15 protein-coding genes and 2 tRNA genes are annotated in these 16,303 nt (G+C 62.2%); 12 read left to right on the top strand and 5 right to left on the bottom strand.

The features are described 5' to 3' along the window. Nucleotides 1–471: 471 nt before the first annotated feature. A complete protein-coding gene (locus ACVJNE_RS20030) occupies nt 472–693 on the bottom strand; it encodes a hypothetical protein (RefSeq protein ID WP_499568440.1) in 222 nt (73 codons plus the stop codon). A 263-nt stretch (nt 694–956) separates the two neighbouring features. On the opposite strand from ACVJNE_RS20030, the gene ACVJNE_RS20025 reads away from it, so the two are divergent. Further along, nucleotides 957–1,142 (top strand): hypothetical protein, encoded by a 186-nt coding sequence (locus tag ACVJNE_RS20025; RefSeq protein ID WP_499568438.1) that lies wholly within the window; start codon nt 957–959, stop codon nt 1,140–1,142. Nucleotides 1,143–1,219: 77 nt separating this feature from the next. Here ACVJNE_RS20025 and ACVJNE_RS20020 read toward each other — a convergent pair whose 3' ends face one another. Both ACVJNE_RS20020 and ACVJNE_RS20015 read right to left on the bottom strand, forming a co-directional pair. After that, nucleotides 1,220–1,441 carry a hypothetical protein gene (locus ACVJNE_RS20020; protein ID WP_499568437.1) on the bottom strand — a complete coding sequence of 74 codons (222 nt, stop codon included), beginning with the start codon at nt 1,439–1,441 and terminating at the stop codon, nt 1,220–1,222. A 108-nt stretch (nt 1,442–1,549) separates the two neighbouring features. Next, nucleotides 1,550–1,624 (bottom strand) — tRNA-Asn (locus ACVJNE_RS20015). Nucleotides 1,625–1,794: 170 nt separating this feature from the next. Here ACVJNE_RS20015 and ACVJNE_RS20010 point away from each other — a divergent pair. The 11 genes from ACVJNE_RS20010 to ACVJNE_RS19960 all read left to right on the top strand — a co-directional run bounded on the left by ACVJNE_RS20010 (nt 1,795) and on the right by ACVJNE_RS19960 (nt 15,098). After that, nucleotides 1,795–2,097 (top strand): hypothetical protein, encoded by a 303-nt coding sequence (locus tag ACVJNE_RS20010; RefSeq protein ID WP_499568435.1) that lies wholly within the window; start codon nt 1,795–1,797, stop codon nt 2,095–2,097. Between the two features lie 23 nt (nt 2,098–2,120). Next, on the top strand, nt 2,121–2,609 hold the full coding sequence (locus ACVJNE_RS20005; RefSeq protein WP_499568433.1) for a CreA family protein: 489 nt from the start codon (nt 2,121–2,123) through the stop codon (nt 2,607–2,609). Between the two features lie 154 nt (nt 2,610–2,763). Next, nucleotides 2,764–2,837 (top strand) — tRNA-Cys (locus ACVJNE_RS20000). A 349-nt stretch (nt 2,838–3,186) separates the two neighbouring features. Continuing rightward, nucleotides 3,187–3,861 carry a protein-L-isoaspartate O-methyltransferase family protein gene (locus ACVJNE_RS19995; RefSeq protein ID WP_499568431.1) on the top strand — a complete coding sequence of 225 codons (675 nt, stop codon included), beginning with the start codon at nt 3,187–3,189 and terminating at the stop codon, nt 3,859–3,861. A gap of 204 nt (nt 3,862–4,065) precedes the next feature. Continuing rightward, nucleotides 4,066–5,448, top strand: coding sequence for a TolC family outer membrane protein (locus tag ACVJNE_RS19990; protein WP_499568429.1), 1,383 nt, complete (start codon nt 4,066–4,068; stop codon nt 5,446–5,448). A 171-nt stretch (nt 5,449–5,619) separates the two neighbouring features. After that, entirely contained in the window at nt 5,620–6,255 is a 636-nt protein-coding gene (locus ACVJNE_RS19985; protein ID WP_499568427.1) for a PopZ family protein, read from the top strand. 151 nt (nt 6,256–6,406) lie between these two features. Next, complete coding sequence (locus tag ACVJNE_RS19980; protein WP_499568425.1) at nt 6,407–9,307, top strand: valine--tRNA ligase; 2,901 nt, start codon at nt 6,407–6,409, stop codon at nt 9,305–9,307. A gap of 294 nt (nt 9,308–9,601) precedes the next feature. Further along, nucleotides 9,602–10,717 carry an OmpP1/FadL family transporter gene (locus ACVJNE_RS19975; protein WP_499568423.1) on the top strand — a complete coding sequence of 372 codons (1,116 nt, stop codon included), beginning with the start codon at nt 9,602–9,604 and terminating at the stop codon, nt 10,715–10,717. A gap of 264 nt (nt 10,718–10,981) precedes the next feature. Then, complete coding sequence (locus ACVJNE_RS19970) at nt 10,982–11,971, top strand: TerC family protein (protein ID WP_499568421.1); 990 nt, start codon at nt 10,982–10,984, stop codon at nt 11,969–11,971. A 136-nt stretch (nt 11,972–12,107) separates the two neighbouring features. Further along, entirely contained in the window at nt 12,108–13,943 is a 1,836-nt protein-coding gene (gene ilvD, locus ACVJNE_RS19965) for a dihydroxy-acid dehydratase (RefSeq protein WP_499568419.1), read from the top strand. A 345-nt stretch (nt 13,944–14,288) separates the two neighbouring features. Then, nucleotides 14,289–15,098 carry a tetratricopeptide repeat protein gene (locus tag ACVJNE_RS19960; protein ID WP_499568417.1) on the top strand — a complete coding sequence of 270 codons (810 nt, stop codon included), beginning with the start codon at nt 14,289–14,291 and terminating at the stop codon, nt 15,096–15,098. A gap of 33 nt (nt 15,099–15,131) precedes the next feature. On the opposite strand, the gene xth is transcribed toward ACVJNE_RS19960, so the two are convergent. Both xth and erpA read right to left on the bottom strand, forming a co-directional pair. Beyond that, the gene (gene xth, locus ACVJNE_RS19955; protein ID WP_499568415.1) at nt 15,132–15,914 is read right to left on the bottom strand and encodes an exodeoxyribonuclease III; all 783 of its coding nucleotides are present in this window, start codon (nt 15,912–15,914) and stop codon (nt 15,132–15,134) included. A 4-nt stretch (nt 15,915–15,918) separates the two neighbouring features. Next, the gene (erpA, locus tag ACVJNE_RS19950) at nt 15,919–16,269 is read right to left on the bottom strand and encodes an iron-sulfur cluster insertion protein ErpA (RefSeq protein WP_444725627.1); all 351 of its coding nucleotides are present in this window, start codon (nt 16,267–16,269) and stop codon (nt 15,919–15,921) included. Nucleotides 16,270–16,303 lie beyond the last annotated feature (34 nt).

Raw genomic sequence — 16,303 nt, 5'->3', positions numbered from 1 at the left:
AGAAAATATCAGGTGTGGTGAAAGCTGCACAGGTCCGAGCGAGCACCTTGTGGGGTCAACCCGATAAGCGGGAAATACCACAAACCAGGGATCGGCTGGTGACAATACGGAAAAGGGAGCCGCTTGGCTCCCTTTTTTCGTTGCGTGCCGAACGCCGAACGATGCCAAGCTTTTTCTTGAAAAGATTCAGTAAAAATAGTAGAATAACCGCATCAGAATCGGCTTCAAGGCATCCCAAATGAGTCCAGACACAATTGCGCTTAAGATGAAAAGCATAACTTTGCTTGCTGTTAAATACGCAAAAAGCAAATTAAGCTTGATTCGGGTCAGCCTCATCGCTTCGGCATGCCGACTCCTAAAACCGCTAACTGGTATCAAAGCCGAAGCGATGAGGCTGATACCACAAAAAGATACTTTTGTAAATATCCGTGGGTACTAGCGAAATACATTTGGAGAAATAGCGCTTCGGCGTCAGTTTCGCCACATCTGCCCCAATTCCTCATCAAACCATGCTTCCGCATCGTAATCGGCGCCCATGACTGATCGGAAGTCCAGATAGCCGGAGTACCGATTGGCCGAGAGCCACGCCTTAAAGGTCGAGAATGAAGGGTGCTCCCTATCTTCCTTCGAAAGTGAATTGGCCCATTGCGTTGCCAAGTAACGAATTGCCTTTTCGGCTTCTGCTTTCTTCATGGCCGCCCCTCCTGCCGAATCCGTAGCCGAACGCCCAGTCAGCCACGGTTGGACTATGGGGCGATTCCCTGGATGACGCCAAGCGGAAGCTCCGTATGCGTTTTCGCCTATCCCCCGCTTGACAGATTATGCGTTTTCGCCTATTGACGTCGTAGGTACCATTTCAGGCTTGCCGCATATTCGATGCTTTGTGTCGCATGTGGAGCATTGCGCCCACCTAGCCCGCTGTAGGCTTTCCGTCATTCCAACGGAGGGTCATTGCTATGAACACGGAAGCCAACACCAAGAACGGGATGCCCCTCGGCTCGCCGGTGTCGATCATCGGCGTCATTGTCGGCCGGTCGGAGTTTTCCGAAGGCCCGCCGTCTTATCTCGTTGAATACGAAAGCCGCGGCAAACCAATCCGCTCGTGGTTCATCGGCGAGGATCTGGTCGAGGAGGTAGATTAGGCCGCCTGATTCACCACACGGGCAGGCCAGCAAGGGCGGCGCGGCTTCGGCGGGGCGCCGCTCTTGGTTTGTACCCCTCAATCGAGCGACTTAAGCAGGACGTTGCCCAAGCGGTGGAGAAGAATGCTCGTGCCGGCACCAAGGGCAACTGCCAGCAGTAGAAGGTGCCGCGGCGTCGCCGTATCACCTGCGTAGGCTACATATGGCCCGATGCTCCCCGCTGCAAAAAACACAACGGCGAGTCCATTCAAATAGTTGGCAAGGTGTTTGATTCGTTCTTTTTCGCTCTCGGTTTTCATGACGACTCCATCGGATCCCTTGGTCTAGAGCGATGCCGCCAAAAGCGGGGAGGGAAAGCGGGGAAGCTTCCCGATTTTTCCAAAAAACTCAATGAAATCAATGGAAAGTGGCTCCCCGGGCCGGATTCGAACCAGCGACCAACCGGTTAACAGCCGGTTGCTCTACCACTGAGCTACCGGGGAATAGCCTGCTCATGTGAACGGGGCAGCCTATAGCAAACAGTTTTCCGCTTTGCAAAGCGCCATTCTGCGATTTTTTCGGCTTTTTGTCATTTGCCAACTGGCTTTGGCCAAACGTGCGCCTCATATGTCGCGGACACAGCGTGCCGGCGGGGCCGGAAAGGTGGCATTGGATGGATGAAACGGAAGAGAACGAGGGCAGGACCCGCACGATCACGTTGCTCGGTCGCGAGATCACCATGCCGCAGTCACGTCTGCTGCGCATCGTCATCGGCGGGCTGCTGGTATTCTTCGGTCTGTTCGGCTTCCTTCCAGTGCTCGGCTTCTGGATGATTCCCGTCGGCCTCATCGTGCTTTCCTATGAGTTCGCGACAGTGCGGCGGTGGCGGCGGCGCTTCGAGGTGTGGTGGGCCGAAAGGCGGGGCAGGCGGCGTGCGCGTGACCGGCAACAATTCGACGCAAACGACAGGCGCTGACGCGCGAAACAAGGAGAGTGGGAATGCGGTCAATCAACTGGTTCGGCAGCTTCGCGATCGCGATGTCGGTGTGCGGCACGGCGTGGGCCGAGCAGGTTGGCGAGGTGGGCGTCGACTGGACTGGCAACGACATCATTGTCGAGGCGATCAAGGATCCCGAGGTGGATGGCGTGACATGCCATGTCTCCTATTTCGACCGGGGCATCATCGACCGGCTGCGCAAGGGCAACTACTTCGAGAATCCTTCGGACACAGCAATTTCGTGCAACCAGACGGGACCGATCACGATCGGCGAAATCGAGCTGGGCGAGGATGGCGAAGAGGTCTTCAAGCAGGGTATCAGCCTGATCTGGAAGGAACAGGTGGTAAACCGCATCTACGACAAGGCCAACGACACGCTGATCTATCTGGCCCATTCGCGGCAGGTGCAGGACGGCTCTGCGAAGATGTCGATCTCGACGGTGCCGCTGTATGGGCAAAAGGTGGAGTGGATCAACGGCAAGCCGGAATAGAGCAGCCGGTGGGCTTCAGCGCATCGGGCGGGTCGAAGCGTTCCGTGAACCTTATTCGGAATGGCGCCGCGGATTTCTTTCAGAACGGACAGCCGGCGCTTGACGCGGTTTGCGCCTCAACCTATTGAGGCGCCTGCAAACGCGCATGCGTCGAGGCCTCGTGGCGGAGTGGTTACGCAGAGGACTGCAAATCCTTGCACCCCGGTTCGATTCCGGGCGAGGCCTCCAATTCGCGACTTCCAGGCGGTTTCTTCCCATATATCGGCTGATATTTCCGGTGCAGCGGGACGACTGGCGCGTTGCCGGTTCAACCGCATCGGCGAACGGGATGGCAAAGGGCGGGCGCGTATATCTCAAAAGATGCCCGGCATTATCCGACAAAGGGTGTTCGGCGCCCTTGAGGTGCGGCATTCGGATCGCTAAGTGCTTCATTGACGGTGCGGGCGAATTTTGTCACACCCGCGCGGAACATGTAGCACATCGTTGGGGCGCCCTCTGGCGGATGCCGGGCTTTCCGGGAAGGCGATGTTCTATCCGATTGGGCAGAGCGCCGGCGCGGCGCCGGACGGGTTGAGACATGACGACCGATTTCCACGAACAGCGGGTCAAGATGGTCGATGGCCAGGTGCGCACGACCGATGTGACGAATGTCGCCATTCTGAGTGCGATGCTGACGCTGCCGCGTGAGGATTTCGTGCCCGCCACCAAGCGTGCGCTTGCCTATATCGACGAGGATCTGGAGGTTGCTCCGGCGCGCGATGGCAAGCCTGCACGCTTCCTGATGGAGCCGTCGCCCTTCGCGCGGCTGTTGCAGCTTGCCGGCGTGCGCTCCGGCGATCTCGTGCTCGATGTGGGTTGTGGAACCGGCTACTCGACCGCCGTGCTTTCCAAGATCGCCAGCTTCGTGGTCGCGGTCGAAAGCGATTCGGAGCTTGCAGCGCGCGCCAATGAGGTGCTTGCCAGCCTTGGCTGCGAGAACATTTCCGTGGTCGAGGGGCCACTGACCGACGGTCACGCCGCGCAGGCGCCCTACGACGTCATTTTCATCAACGGTGCGGTCGATGAGGTTTCTTCCGCGCTGTTCGACCAGCTCAACGAGGGCGGACGGCTTGTCGTGGTGGTCGGCGAGGGCAATTCGGGCTGGGCGACGCTGTACGTCAAGGAGGACGGCCTGGTGTCGCGCCGCCACGGCTTCAACGCGGCCGTCAAGCCTCTGGTGGAGTTCCGGCGCGTGCCCGCATTCGAGTTTTAGAGGGCGCTGAAGTTTAAAAAGTCCTGAATTGTTACCTATGTGTAACGCCCTCGAGCGGGAAAGTGGTATAGCGTCGGGCACGGGAGCGAGCGGAATCGCTTGAATGCGAGGTCCGATGGTTGTGTTGCTCGTCGTACAACGGCGATGGATCAATTCGGTTGGGGTGCTTCAGGCAGGTCCCGTCGAGACTTTAAGAGGTGGTTCGTGTCTGTTGTTCGCAAAGGCCTTTTCGCTGCAGTTGCATTGTCGGGGGTTCTATCCTTCGCCGGGCCGTCTCTGGCCGAGACGATTCATGGCGCGATGGCCAAGGCCTATCAGAACAATTCCAGCCTGAATTCGGCGCGCGCCGGCGTGCGCGTGACGGACGAGGGTGTTGCGATTGCCAAATCGGGCTGGCGTCCGGTGATCGGCGCGACCGGCAGCCTCACCTATACCAGCAGCAACAACAGCGGCGAGGTTCTTGCGGGCTCATTCGGCGTGCAAATCCAGCAGTCGCTGTTCGACGGCTTCCAGACGCAGAACAATGTGCGCGCCGCCGAGTCGCGAGTGCGTGCATCCAATGAAAGCCTGCGCAACAGCGAGCAGGACATTCTCTTCAATGCGGCGGCCGCCTATCTCGACGTGCTTCGCGATCGCCAGATCGCCGTGTTCCGCGAGCGCAACCTGGACTTCCTCAGCGAGCAGGTTCGCGCAGCGTCCTCGCGTTTCGAGGTGGGCGAGGGCACGCGCACGGACGTCGCACAGGCGCAGGCACAGCAGGCCGCGGCCGTTGCCCAGTTGAGCGCTGCGCGCGCTCAGGTGCAGGTCAGCGAAGCCGCCTACCTCAACTTCGTCGGCGACAGGCCGGGCCGGTTGGAGGGTGCGCGGCCTGTATCCAAACTGCTGCCGAACGGCATCGAAACGGCCATTGGCGCGGGGCTGAACGAGCATCCGGCCATCCGCGCGACACTGCATCTGGTCGACGCGGCCTCCTTTGTGGTGAAGGCCACCGAGGGGTCCCTGCTGCCGCAGGTGAACGCGCAGGCAGGCGTATCGAGCAGCTTCCGCGACACCAACCTGCCGGGCGTCGGTGGCGGCGCGGTGGGCGACGGAACCACCAATTCCGCATCGATCGGCCTCAACCTGACGATCCCGATCTATCAGGGTGGGCGTGTTTCGGCTCAGGTGCGCCAGTCCAAGGAATCGCTGGGACAGGCACGCATCGAGGTCGACGTAGCGCGTGACAGCGTTCGCCGGGCGGTCACGGCCGCTTGGACGCAATATGTCGCCGCGCGCGAGGTGGTGGCTGCCAACCGCGAACTGGTGTCCGCCGCGCAGCTCGCGCTCTCCGGCGTGATCGAGGAACGCGACGTCGGCCAGCGCACGACGCTCAACGTGCTCGAGGCGCAGGCTGACGTGATCACCGCCCAGATCAACCTTGCTTCTGCCGAGCGCGACGTGGTGGCGGCCAGCTATGCAATCGTTTCCGCGATGGGCCGGCTTTCGCCTGACCGGCTCGGTCTTGCCGTCGAAAACTACAATCCGCGCGAGCATTACGATGCCGTGAAGGACAAGTGGATCGGCACGCGCACGCCCGACGGCCGCTGAGGCCTGTCCCCGGCGACGCAAAAGACCCAAACTTGTGCGAAAGCTGCGCTGCGCCGCGAGGGGGGATTCTCTCGCGGCGCAGTGTCGTCTAGCCTAGGGACGATTCGGTCGCTGTCTGGCATGCAGGCGGGCGGGGCCGGCAATCGGATCAAGAAGGCGGCGATTTGAGTTATGGCACAGACCGGAAGTGCACAGCGCGAACCCTCCATGGAGGAGATTCTCGCGTCCATTCGCAGGATCATCGAGGATAGCGACACCGCGCGGCAGCCGGGCGAGGAGGATGTCGCGCAGGAAGCCGGCGGTGCGGCGGACGAAGTCGAGGCGTTCCGCGCCGAGCTCGACGAACCGGTCGCCTCCGTGGCGCAGCCGGTGGACATGGCAGGCATTGAAGCGCCGTCGGCTTATGTCGACAGCGTCGAGGCGAAGGAAGATGCCGCGCCGGAAGCTGCCGCTGTCCATGAACCTCAGGAGCCTGCCATGGTGGAAGCCGCATTCGAGGCCGACAGCCTCGACGTCACGCTGGATGACGAGGATATTTCACCGGCCGGCGGCGACGCGCAGGAGCAGGCCGACCCGGTGGGCGTGCAGCTCAAGCCCGCAATCATCTCCGACCAGGCGGGGCGGCAGGTTGCCGCCGCGTTCGGCGAGCTTTCGGAAGTGTTTGCCGCAAGCCGCCGTCGTTCGTTCGACGAGATGGCGGAGGAAATGCTGCGGCCGATGCTGCAGGACTGGCTGGACAACAACCTGCCGACGCTGGTGGAAAAGCTGGTGCGCGAGGAGATCGAGCGGGTCGCGCGGGGAGGCTGAGCCCTTCCTGCCAAGCGTGATTTGCAGCGCCGCCCCTCGGGCGGCGTTTTTGCTGTCGGGAACCCGTGGCGCGCCGCGCAGTTGACTTGCCGAGGGGCTTCCGGTTTACACCGGCGCACATCTTCTTCCCGAAATCCGTTGGATCGCTTCGATGCTCGAAAAAACCTACGACGCCAAGTCCGTCGAACCCCGGATCGCCCAGGCGTGGGAGGATGCGAACGCATTCGCCGCCGGAGCCGGCTCGAAGCCGGACGCGGAAGCCTTCACCATTGTGATCCCGCCGCCGAACGTCACCGGCTCGCTGCATATGGGCCACGCGCTCAACAATACGCTGCAGGACATCCTGATCCGCTTTGAGCGCATGCGCGGCAAGAACGTGCTGTGGCAGCCCGGCATGGACCATGCGGGCATCGCGACACAGATGGTGGTCGAGCGCCAGCTCGCCGAAAGCGGGCTGAACAGGCGCGACATGGGGCGCGAGCAGTTCATCGACCGCGTCTGGGGCTGGAAGGAGCAGTCCGGCGGTTCGATCATGCACCAGCTCAAGCGGTTGGGCGCGTCCTGCGACTGGGACCGCGAGCGCTTCACCATGGACGACGGCCTGTCGGAGGCCGTGATCGAGGTGTTCGTCTCGCTCTACCGCGAAGGGCTGATCTATCGCGGCAAGCGGCTGGTCAACTGGGACCCGACATTCGAAACGGCGATCTCCGACCTCGAGGTCGAGAACAAGGAAGCCGCCGGCCATATGTGGCACTTCAAATACCCGTTGGCCGGGGGCGAGACCTATACCTATGTGGAGAAGGACGCCGACGGCAACGTCGTCTTCCAGGAAGAGCGCAACTACATCTCCATCGCCACGACCCGGCCCGAAACGATGCTCGGCGACGGCGCGGTGGCCGTGCATCCGTCCGACGAACGCTATGCGCCGATCGTCGGAAAATTGTGCGAGATTCCGGTCGGCCCGAAAGAGCATCGCCGCCTGATCCCGATCATCACCGACGAATATCCGGACCCGACCTTCGGCTCGGGCGCGGTGAAGATCACCGGCGCGCACGACTTCAACGACTATCAGGTCGCCCGTCGCAATCACATTCCGCTCTATCGCCTGATGGACACGCGCGCGAGCATGCGGGCTGATGGCGAACCTTATGCGGTGTACGCAGCGCGGGCTCTGGAAATCGCCAAATCCGGCGACTTGCCCGCAGAAGACGAGGTCGACGGGATCAATCTTGTGCCGGACGAATATCGCGGTCTCGACCGCTTCGAGGCACGTCGGCGGATCGTCGAGGCGATCAATGCGGAAGGGCTGGCGGTCACGGTCAAGGACGACGAGGGCAACGACATCCCCTACGTTGAAAGCAAGAAAATCATGCAGCCCTTCGGCGACCGCTCGGGCGTGGTGATCGAGCCGATGCTGACCGACCAGTGGTTCGCGGATGCGAAGACGCTGGCCCAGCCGGCGATCGCGTCGGTGCGGGAGGGACGCACCAACTTCGTGCCGAAGAACTGGGAAAAGACCTATTTCGAGTGGATGGAGAACATCGAGCCGTGGTGCATCTCGCGCCAGCTCTGGTGGGGGCATCGCATTCCGGCGTGGTACGGACCGGACGGGCACGTCTTCGTTGCCAAGACCGACAAGGAAGCGCTCGACCAGGCCGTCGAATATTATCTCGCCGTCGACACGCCGTGGCGTGACTGGGTGAAGGACCAGCTCGAGAATTTCGAGCCGGGCAACATCCTGACGCGCGACGAGGATGTGCTCGACACCTGGTTCTCGTCGGCGCTGTGGCCGTTCTCGACGCTCGGCTGGCCGAAAAAGACGAAAGAGCTCGACACCTACTACCAGACCGACGTTCTGGTTACCGGCTTCGACATCATCTTCTTCTGGGTGGCCCGGATGATGATGATGGGACTGCATTTCATGGAAGAGGAGCCGTTCCACACGGTCTATGTCCATGCGCTGGTTCGCGACAAGAACGGCGCCAAAATGTCGAAGTCCAAGGGCAACGTCATCGACCCGCTCGACCTGATCGACGAATATGGCGCGGATGCGCTGCGCTTCACGCTGGCGATCATGGCCGCGCAGGGCAGGGATGTGAAGCTCGACCCGGCACGCATTGCCGGCTACCGCAACTTCGGCACGAAGCTTTGGAACGCGACGCGCTTCGCCGAGATGAATGGCGTTGCCGGCAATCCGGACTTCCGCCCGCAGGACGCGAAGCTGACGATAAACCGCTGGATTCTCACCGAGCTGACCCGCACGACCACCGCGGTGACGGACGGGATCACCGGCTATCGCTTCAACGACGCTTCCGCGTCGGCTTACCGGTTCGTCTGGAACCTGTTCTGCGACTGGTATGTCGAGCTGCTGAAGCCGGTCTTCAACGGCGAGGACGAGGCGGCCAAGGCCGAAAGCCGTGCCTGCATGGCCTATGTTCTCGATGAGATCTACAAGCTGCTCCACCCGATCATGCCGTTCATGACGGAGGAGCTGTGGGCGCAGACGGCCGGCAAGGAGCGCGACACGCTGCTCTGCCACGCTGCGTGGCCGACGCCCGATTTCGAGGATGCTGAAGCCGCCTCCGAGATCAACTGGCTGGTCGATCTCGTCTCCGGCATCCGCTCCGTGCGTTCGGAAATGAACGTGCCGCCGGCCGCGACTGCGCCGCTGGTCATGGTCGGCGCCAACGCCACGACGCGCGAGCGCGTTGCCCGGCACGACCCGGCTATCCGCCGGCTGGCGCGCATCGGCGAAGTCGGGTTCGACGCAACGGCGCCGAAGGGGGCAGCGCAGATCGTGATCGGCGAGGCAACTGCATGCCTGCCGCTCGGCGACCTGATCGACCTCAAGGCGGAGGAGGCGCGGCTCTCCAAGGAACTCGCCAAAAACGCCGACGAGATCGCGCGTATCGAAAAGAAGCTCGCCAACCCGAACTTCGTCGCCAAGGCGGCACCGGACGTCGTGGATGCGGAGCGCGAGAAGCAGGCGGAGCTCGTCGACGCGAAAGCCAAGCTGGAGACCGCGCTGGCACGGGTGCGCGAGGCCGGTTAGGCGCGCGATTCGGCTTTCAATCGACGGACAGCAGGGCCGCCATGTTGGAATGTGGCGGCCCTAGTGCATTTCCGGCTTATTGTTGCCGTAATGTGACGCGCCGTAACTTATCTCGCAATATCAATGGATTACCTATGGTTTGTTGCGGCGATACGGGTTCCGTAGGAGCGGTGTCGGCGGCCAGGGCATGTCATCAACCAACCGGTGGCGTGGCCTACCCCCTTTGATGGAGCGCTCTCCTCGTGCATTCTCGGCAGGGTTGTGCCGAGGGAGCGGCATAGAGGAGGGATTTCCATGAGACATCATGCAATAGGCGGGGCGCTGCTTGCGGTTGCGATGCTTGCAGCGGGAAGCGCGCAGGCTGGCGGCTTCTCGCGCGGCTCGGCGGACACGGACATTCTGTACGAACCGGGACAGTTCGATTTTCGGGCCGGGGTGACGTTCGTCAGTCCAAGCCGGAAGATCACCAGCGACGGTGACCCCGGCCTCATCGGCAAGGATTATACTGAGAGCTATTTCATTCCGTCAGTTGCCGCAAAGGTGCGGCTGTTCGACCCGCTGAGCTGCGCGGGCACCTACACGCAGGCCTATGGCGGCAGTGTGAATTACGAGGGGCGTCTGCTTCCCGGCAAACTGAGGGAAGAATTCACGGTCGATGAATTCGCACTGACCTGCGCCGCCAAGTTCGGTATGGAGCGGGGCAATTTCTACGTCATTGGCGGTGCCTTCGTGGAGCGCTTCGACTACGAGCGGGTGAATTCGGTCATTCCGGGCGTGGCCAACGCCAATCTCGCGCTGGACGGTACCGACTATGGCTATCGCCTCGGCGTTGCCTACGACATCCCCGAGATCGCTTTCAGGACGCAGCTTCTCTATCGCTCCTCCACATCTTACGGGGCCGATGGCCGTTTCACGCTGCCGGTGATGAGCGTAGACGCTGCCGCATTCGGTACCGGCAATCTCCCGCAAAACCTGGAACTCAAGATTCAGAGCGGCATCGCGCCCGGCTGGCTTGCATTCGGCTCGATCAAGTGGACGGACTGGAGCGTGCAGAACCAGCTCGCCGTGTCGGTTCCCGACTTCCCGCCCGCCGACAGCCTCGATGTCTATAACTGGAAGGACGGCTGGACGGTCACCGGAGGCGTCGGACATGCCTTCAACGACCGCATTTCGGGTCTGGCGAGCCTGACCTGGGATCAGGGCGTGAGCACGGGCTGGGACCTGTCGAGTGACACGTGGACCGTCGCGCTGGGTGGTTCGGTGAAGGACACATGGGGCGGCGAGCTGCGCGGCGGCGTCGGCGTTTCCTACCTGACATCCGCAGAAGAGGTGTTTGGCGCCAACGCCGGCCGCGCAGTGGACAGCGGCTGGGCCTATGCGCTGAATGTCGGCTACAAGCTGAGCTGGTAAGCAGCGCTTTGCGGCTTGCCTGGCGGCAGGCTGACCGATTTCAAAGGCCCGGGGCATGGCGCCCCGGGCCTTTTTGTTTGCCGGAAAAGGACCTCGAGCAGCTTTTTCGGCCGATATTGACTGAAAGGCCTTGAATTTCCGCCGGGATAGGCCCATTTTTCCGCACAGTCACCCGGGCCGGGCCCCTCTGGCAGGCGAGGCGTCGCCTGTGATGTCGGACCGATCGACGACGCGCCCACGCAGCGCTACCGAAACTCCAAAAACATGTTTGACCATGAGTGGCTCTGGCCCGGATTCCTGGCGTTCGTCGCCTTGATCCTTTTCTTCGACCTGTTCGTCCTGCACCGCAAGGACCACGTCATCTCCACCCGCGAAGCCTTGTTGACCGTCGGCGGGTATGTCTCGCTGGCGATGCTTTTCGCGGCCAGCATCTTCTATTTCGAGGGGCCGCAGCGCGGTTCCGAGTTCCTGACGGGCTATCTCGTCGAGCAGGCACTTTCGCTCGACAATATTTTCGTGATCGCCCTGATCTTCGCCTACTTCAAGGTTCCGCAGGAAGCGCAATACCGCGTTCTCTTCTACGGCATCGTGGGCGCCATCGTCATGCGGCTGTCGCTAATCGTGCCGGGCGTAAAGCTCGTCGACCAATTCTTCTGGGTTGGCATGATCCTCGGCGTCGTGCTGCTCATCTCCGGCTACAAGATGATGACCTCGGACGGAGACATGGCCGATCCCGGCAACAGCCGGGTCGTCAAATGGCTACGCAGCACCGGGCGCGTGACCGAGGACTACGAGGGCTCCAAGTTCCTGACCCGGCGCAACGGCGTCCTGTTCATGACGCCGCTGTTCCTGGTGCTGGTGACGGTCGAGATCACCGACCTCGTGTTCGCGATCGACTCGATCCCGGCGGTGCTGGCGATCTCCAACGATCCGTTCATCGTGTTCTCGTCCAACGTGTTCGCGATCATGGGTCTGAGGGCGCTGTTCTTCGTGCTGTCGGGCATGATGCGGGAGTTCCGCTTCCTCAAGCACGGTCTTTCGCTGGTGCTGATCTTCGTCGGTGCCAAGATGATCGTGGCGCACTGGTACAAGTTGCCTTCGGAGCTGGCGCTCGGGGTGGTGGGCGTGCTCATTCTCGGTTCGGTGCTCGTGTCGATCTTCATCAAGGAGGAGCCCGACAGCGAGGAACGCACGCCGGAGCAGGTCGCCGATATGGAACGGCGCGCCCATGCCGGCGAGACCGACCGCGCCTGACAGGCGCCAGGCGAAGCCTATTGACGGCATGATGCCAGGGCCGTATCGGAGGGGAGTACCCGCCGGTACGGTCGCTGACATCGTGGCCGTTTGCCGGTAGTATCGGCCAACAAAGAAACGTTGAACTGGAAACGCCATGCCCGCCTATCGTTCACGCACCACCACCCACGGCCGCAACATGGCCGGCGCGCGCGGCCTTTGGCGCGCCACCGGCATGAAGGATGGCGACTTCGGCAAGCCGATCATCGCGGTGGTCAACTCGTTCACGCAGTTCGTGCCGGGCCACGTGCACCTGAAGGACCTCGGCCAGCTCGTCGCACGCGAGATCGAAGCGGCCGGCGGTGTGGCCAAGGAATTCAACACAATCGCCGTCGACGACGGCATCGCCATGGGGCATGACGGCATGCTCTATTCGCTGCCGTCGCGCGAGATCATCGCAGACAGCGTCGAATACATGGTCAACGCGCATTGCGCCGACGCCATGGTCTGCATCTCCAATTGCGACAAGATCACGCCCGGCATGCTCAATGCCGCGATGCGCCTCAATATCCCCGCGGTCTTCGTTTCCGGCGGGCCGATGGAGGCCGGCAAGGTCGTTCTCAACGGCAAGACGCATGCGCTCGATCTGGTGGATGCCATGGTCGCGGCTGCTGACGACAGCGTCAGCGAGGAAGACGTGAAAGTCATCGAGCGCTCGGCCTGCCCGACCTGCGGATCCTGCTCCGGCATGTTCACGGCCAATTCCATGAACTGCCTGACGGAAGCTCTGGGCCTGTCTTTGCCGGGCAACGGCTCGACGCTCGCCACCCATGCCGACCGTCGCCGGCTTTTCGTCGAGGCCGGCCATCTGATCGTCGATCTGGCACAGCGCTATTACGAACAGGACGACGAGAGCGTGCTGCCGCGCAATGTCGCCAACAAGCGCGCGTTCGAGAATGCCATGTCGCTGGACATCGCGATGGGCGGCTCCACCAACACGGTTCTGCACATCCTGGCCGCGGCCTATGAGGGCGGCATCGACTTTACGATGGAAGACATCGACCGCCTGTCGCGCAACGTACCATGCTTGTCGAAGGTCGCGCCTGCGAAGAACGACGTTCATATGGAAGACGTCCATCGAGCCGGCGGCATCATGCGCATTCTGGGCGAGCTGGAGCGCGGCGGTCTGATCCATCGCGACAGCCCCACGGTTCACGAAGCGACGCTGGGCGACGCCATCGACCGCTGGGACATCACCCGCACCACCAGCGAAACCGTGAAGACGTTCTTCCGGGCCGCTCCGGGCGGTATCCCGACCCAAACAGCCTTCAGCCAGGAGGCCCGCTGGGACGAACTCGACACCGACGGCGAAAAGGGCGTCATCCGCTCCGTCGAACATCCGTTCTCCAAGGATGGCGGTCTTGCCGTGCTCAAGGGCAACATCGCGCTGGACGGCTGCGTGGTGAAGACCGCGGGCGTGGACGAGTCGATCCTGAAATTCTCCGGTCCGGCGGTCGTCTATGAAAGCCAGGATGCGGCGGTGAAGGGGATTCTCAGCAACGAAGTCAAGGCGGGCGACGTCGTCGTCATCCGCTATGAGGGGCCGAAAGGCGGGCCGGGCATGCAGGAAATGCTCTACCCGACCAGCTACCTGAAATCGAAGGGGCTCGGGAAGACCTGCGCGCTGCTGACGGACGGTCGGTTCTCCGGCGGCACGTCGGGCCTCTCGATCGGCCATGCCTCGCCTGAGGCGGCGCAGGGCGGCTCGATCGGCCTGGTTCGTAACGGCGACATCATCGATATCGACATCCCCAATCGCACGATCAGCCTGCGCCTATCGGAGGAAGAACTTGCCGTCCGCCGTGCGGAGCAGGACAGGCTAGGCTGGAAGCCCGCCGGGCCGCGCAAGCGCAACGTGACGACGGCGCTGAAAGCCTATGCCGCGTTTGCCGCCAGCGCCGACAAGGGCGCCGTGCGCATCCTGCCGGAATAGGGCGTTTTCCCGCAAATACCGGCATGGGATCGAATGAACGCCAGTGGTTTGCCACTGGCGTTTTTCGTTGTGGCTTTCCGGCAACACTCGTTTCGCTCCGGATAGGCTATGGTCCGGCCTTAAGGAAATTTGCCTACTTCCCGCCATAAACCGAGAGCTAGCTCGCGGGCGTCATTGAACGGTGCCGTCAGAGCTGCCGACAAACGAAAATTCAACGCCGCAGCCGTCCGCGGCAAGGATGACGATGAGAGCGCAGATGTATTCGACCAGCAGCCATCCGGTATGTGCTTGCGCGGTCTCCTGCGTGACATTCGGGTCCGGGCGGGGCTGGAGCAACAGGGTATCATGTCACTAGGTACGGTCGTCAGGGCGGGTATTGTGTGTACGGTAGCGGCTGGAGCGATGGGTGCTGCGGCGCCCAGGGCCTACGCGCTGGACCAGTCCGTCATCGGCAGCCCCGAGGAGAAGCGCAACCCGTGGGCGGTGTTCCGTCTCGGCTTTTCCGCCTATCAGAGCGGCCACAAGCAGCAGGCGGTCGAAGCATACCGATACGCCGCCGACAACGGCCAGCTCGGCGCGCGCTGGAAGCTCGCACGCATGTATGCCGAAGGCGATGGTGTGACGAAGAACGACTACGAGGCGTTCAAGTTCTTCCAGGAAATCGCTGCGCAAGAGGTGGAGCCGGGTTCGCCAGACGAAAGCTATGTCTCGGACGCGCTGGTGGCGCTGGCAGGCTATGCGCGCAGCGGCATCCCCGGCACGCCGGTGCAGCCGAACGCCGCCGCAGCCCAGGAATATTACATGCGCGCCGCCGCCAACTACCGCAATCCCAAGGCGCAGTTCGAGATCGGCAAGATGTTCCTCAACGGCGAGGGCGGCATGAAGTCGAGCATCCAGCAGGCTGGGCGCTGGCTGCAGCTTGCCGCCGAGAAGGGCCATGCCGGCGCGCAGGCCACGCTTGGCAACCTGCTTTTCCAGAGTGGGAAGGCGGTGAAGGGGCTGGCCATGATGACGGCCGCGCTGGAGCGGGCACAGCCCACCGACAAGCAGTGGATCCGCGGCATGCAGGAAGAAGCCTTCGCGATTGCCGGCGAGGCCGACCGCCGCACGGCAATCGCGCTGGCACAGGACATGCTCGCAAAGGGCACCAACTGACGCCCGGCGATACCGGCCTCGAACTGCTTCCGTTTACTGAAGAATGGCGACTGCCGGGACGTGGTCCGACGGCTTTTCCCAGGCACGCACATGCTTTTCGATGGATGCCGCCTCGAAAAGGTTCGCCGCTTCCGGTGACAGGAGCAGGTGATCGATGCGGATTCCGTTGTTCTTCTGCCAGGCGCCAGCCTGGTAATCCCAGAATGTGAAGGTGTCGCCGGCATCGGTGACGGCGCGGATCGCGTCCGTGAAGCCGAGATATTCCAGCTTGCGCAGCGCGCCGCGAGTCTCGGGCTGGAATAGCGCGTCGTTGACCCAGTCCTCAGGCCGCCTGGCATCGATCGGCTGGGGAATCACGTTGTAGTCGCCGGCAAGCACCAGCGCTTCCTCAAGCTCCAGACGTTCCTGCGCCCAACGATGCAGCCGATCCATCCAGCGCAGCTTGTAGCCGTATTTGCGATCCTCGGTGATGGGGTTGCCGTTGGGCAGGTAAAGCGAGACGACACGCAAAGCACCATGCGGCGTGGAGAACACGCCCTCGATGAACCGCGCCTGCTCGTCCTCATCGTCCCCCGGAAGGCCGCGATTGACCTCGTCGAAGCGCAGCTTGGAGAGGATGGCGACGCCGTTGAAGCCTTTCTGGCCGTGTGTCTCGACCTGATAGCCCAGCGCCTCGATCTCGGCGCGGGGAAAGCCCTCGTCGACGGTCTTGATTTCCTGCAGGCAGGCGATGTCGGGCTGGCTGTCATTCAGCCAGTGCACTAGATTGTCGATGCGCGCCTTGACGCCGTTGATGTTCCAGGTGGCGATCTTCATCGCGTCAGATCGAGAACGAGGTGCCGCAGCCGCAGGACGCGACCGCGTTGGGGTTCCTGATCTGGAAGGACTGGCCCATCAGGTCGTCGACGAAGTCGATGACCGAGCCGCCCATATAGACAAGCGAGAGGTCGTCGATCAGAACGGTCGCACCATCGCGCTCAATAGCGATGTCGTCGTCGTTGCGCGCATCGACCAGGTCCATCTTGTAGGAAAAACCGGAACAGCCGCCACCTTCGACTGAGACACGCAGCGCGATCTTGTCCGGCTCCTTGGCGAGGATCTGCGTGATCCGCTTCGCCGCCGTCTCGCTCATTTCAACGCTTTTCATGCCGCTCTTCGCGTCGACGCCCATGGCTGTCACCTTGCGTTTGCATCCTCCCAATAGG

Source organism: Mesorhizobium sp. DxT, assembly GCF_058448885.1.
The sequence above is the reverse complement of the archived record's forward strand: the minus strand, read 5'-3'. Positions and strand labels throughout refer to the sequence as shown.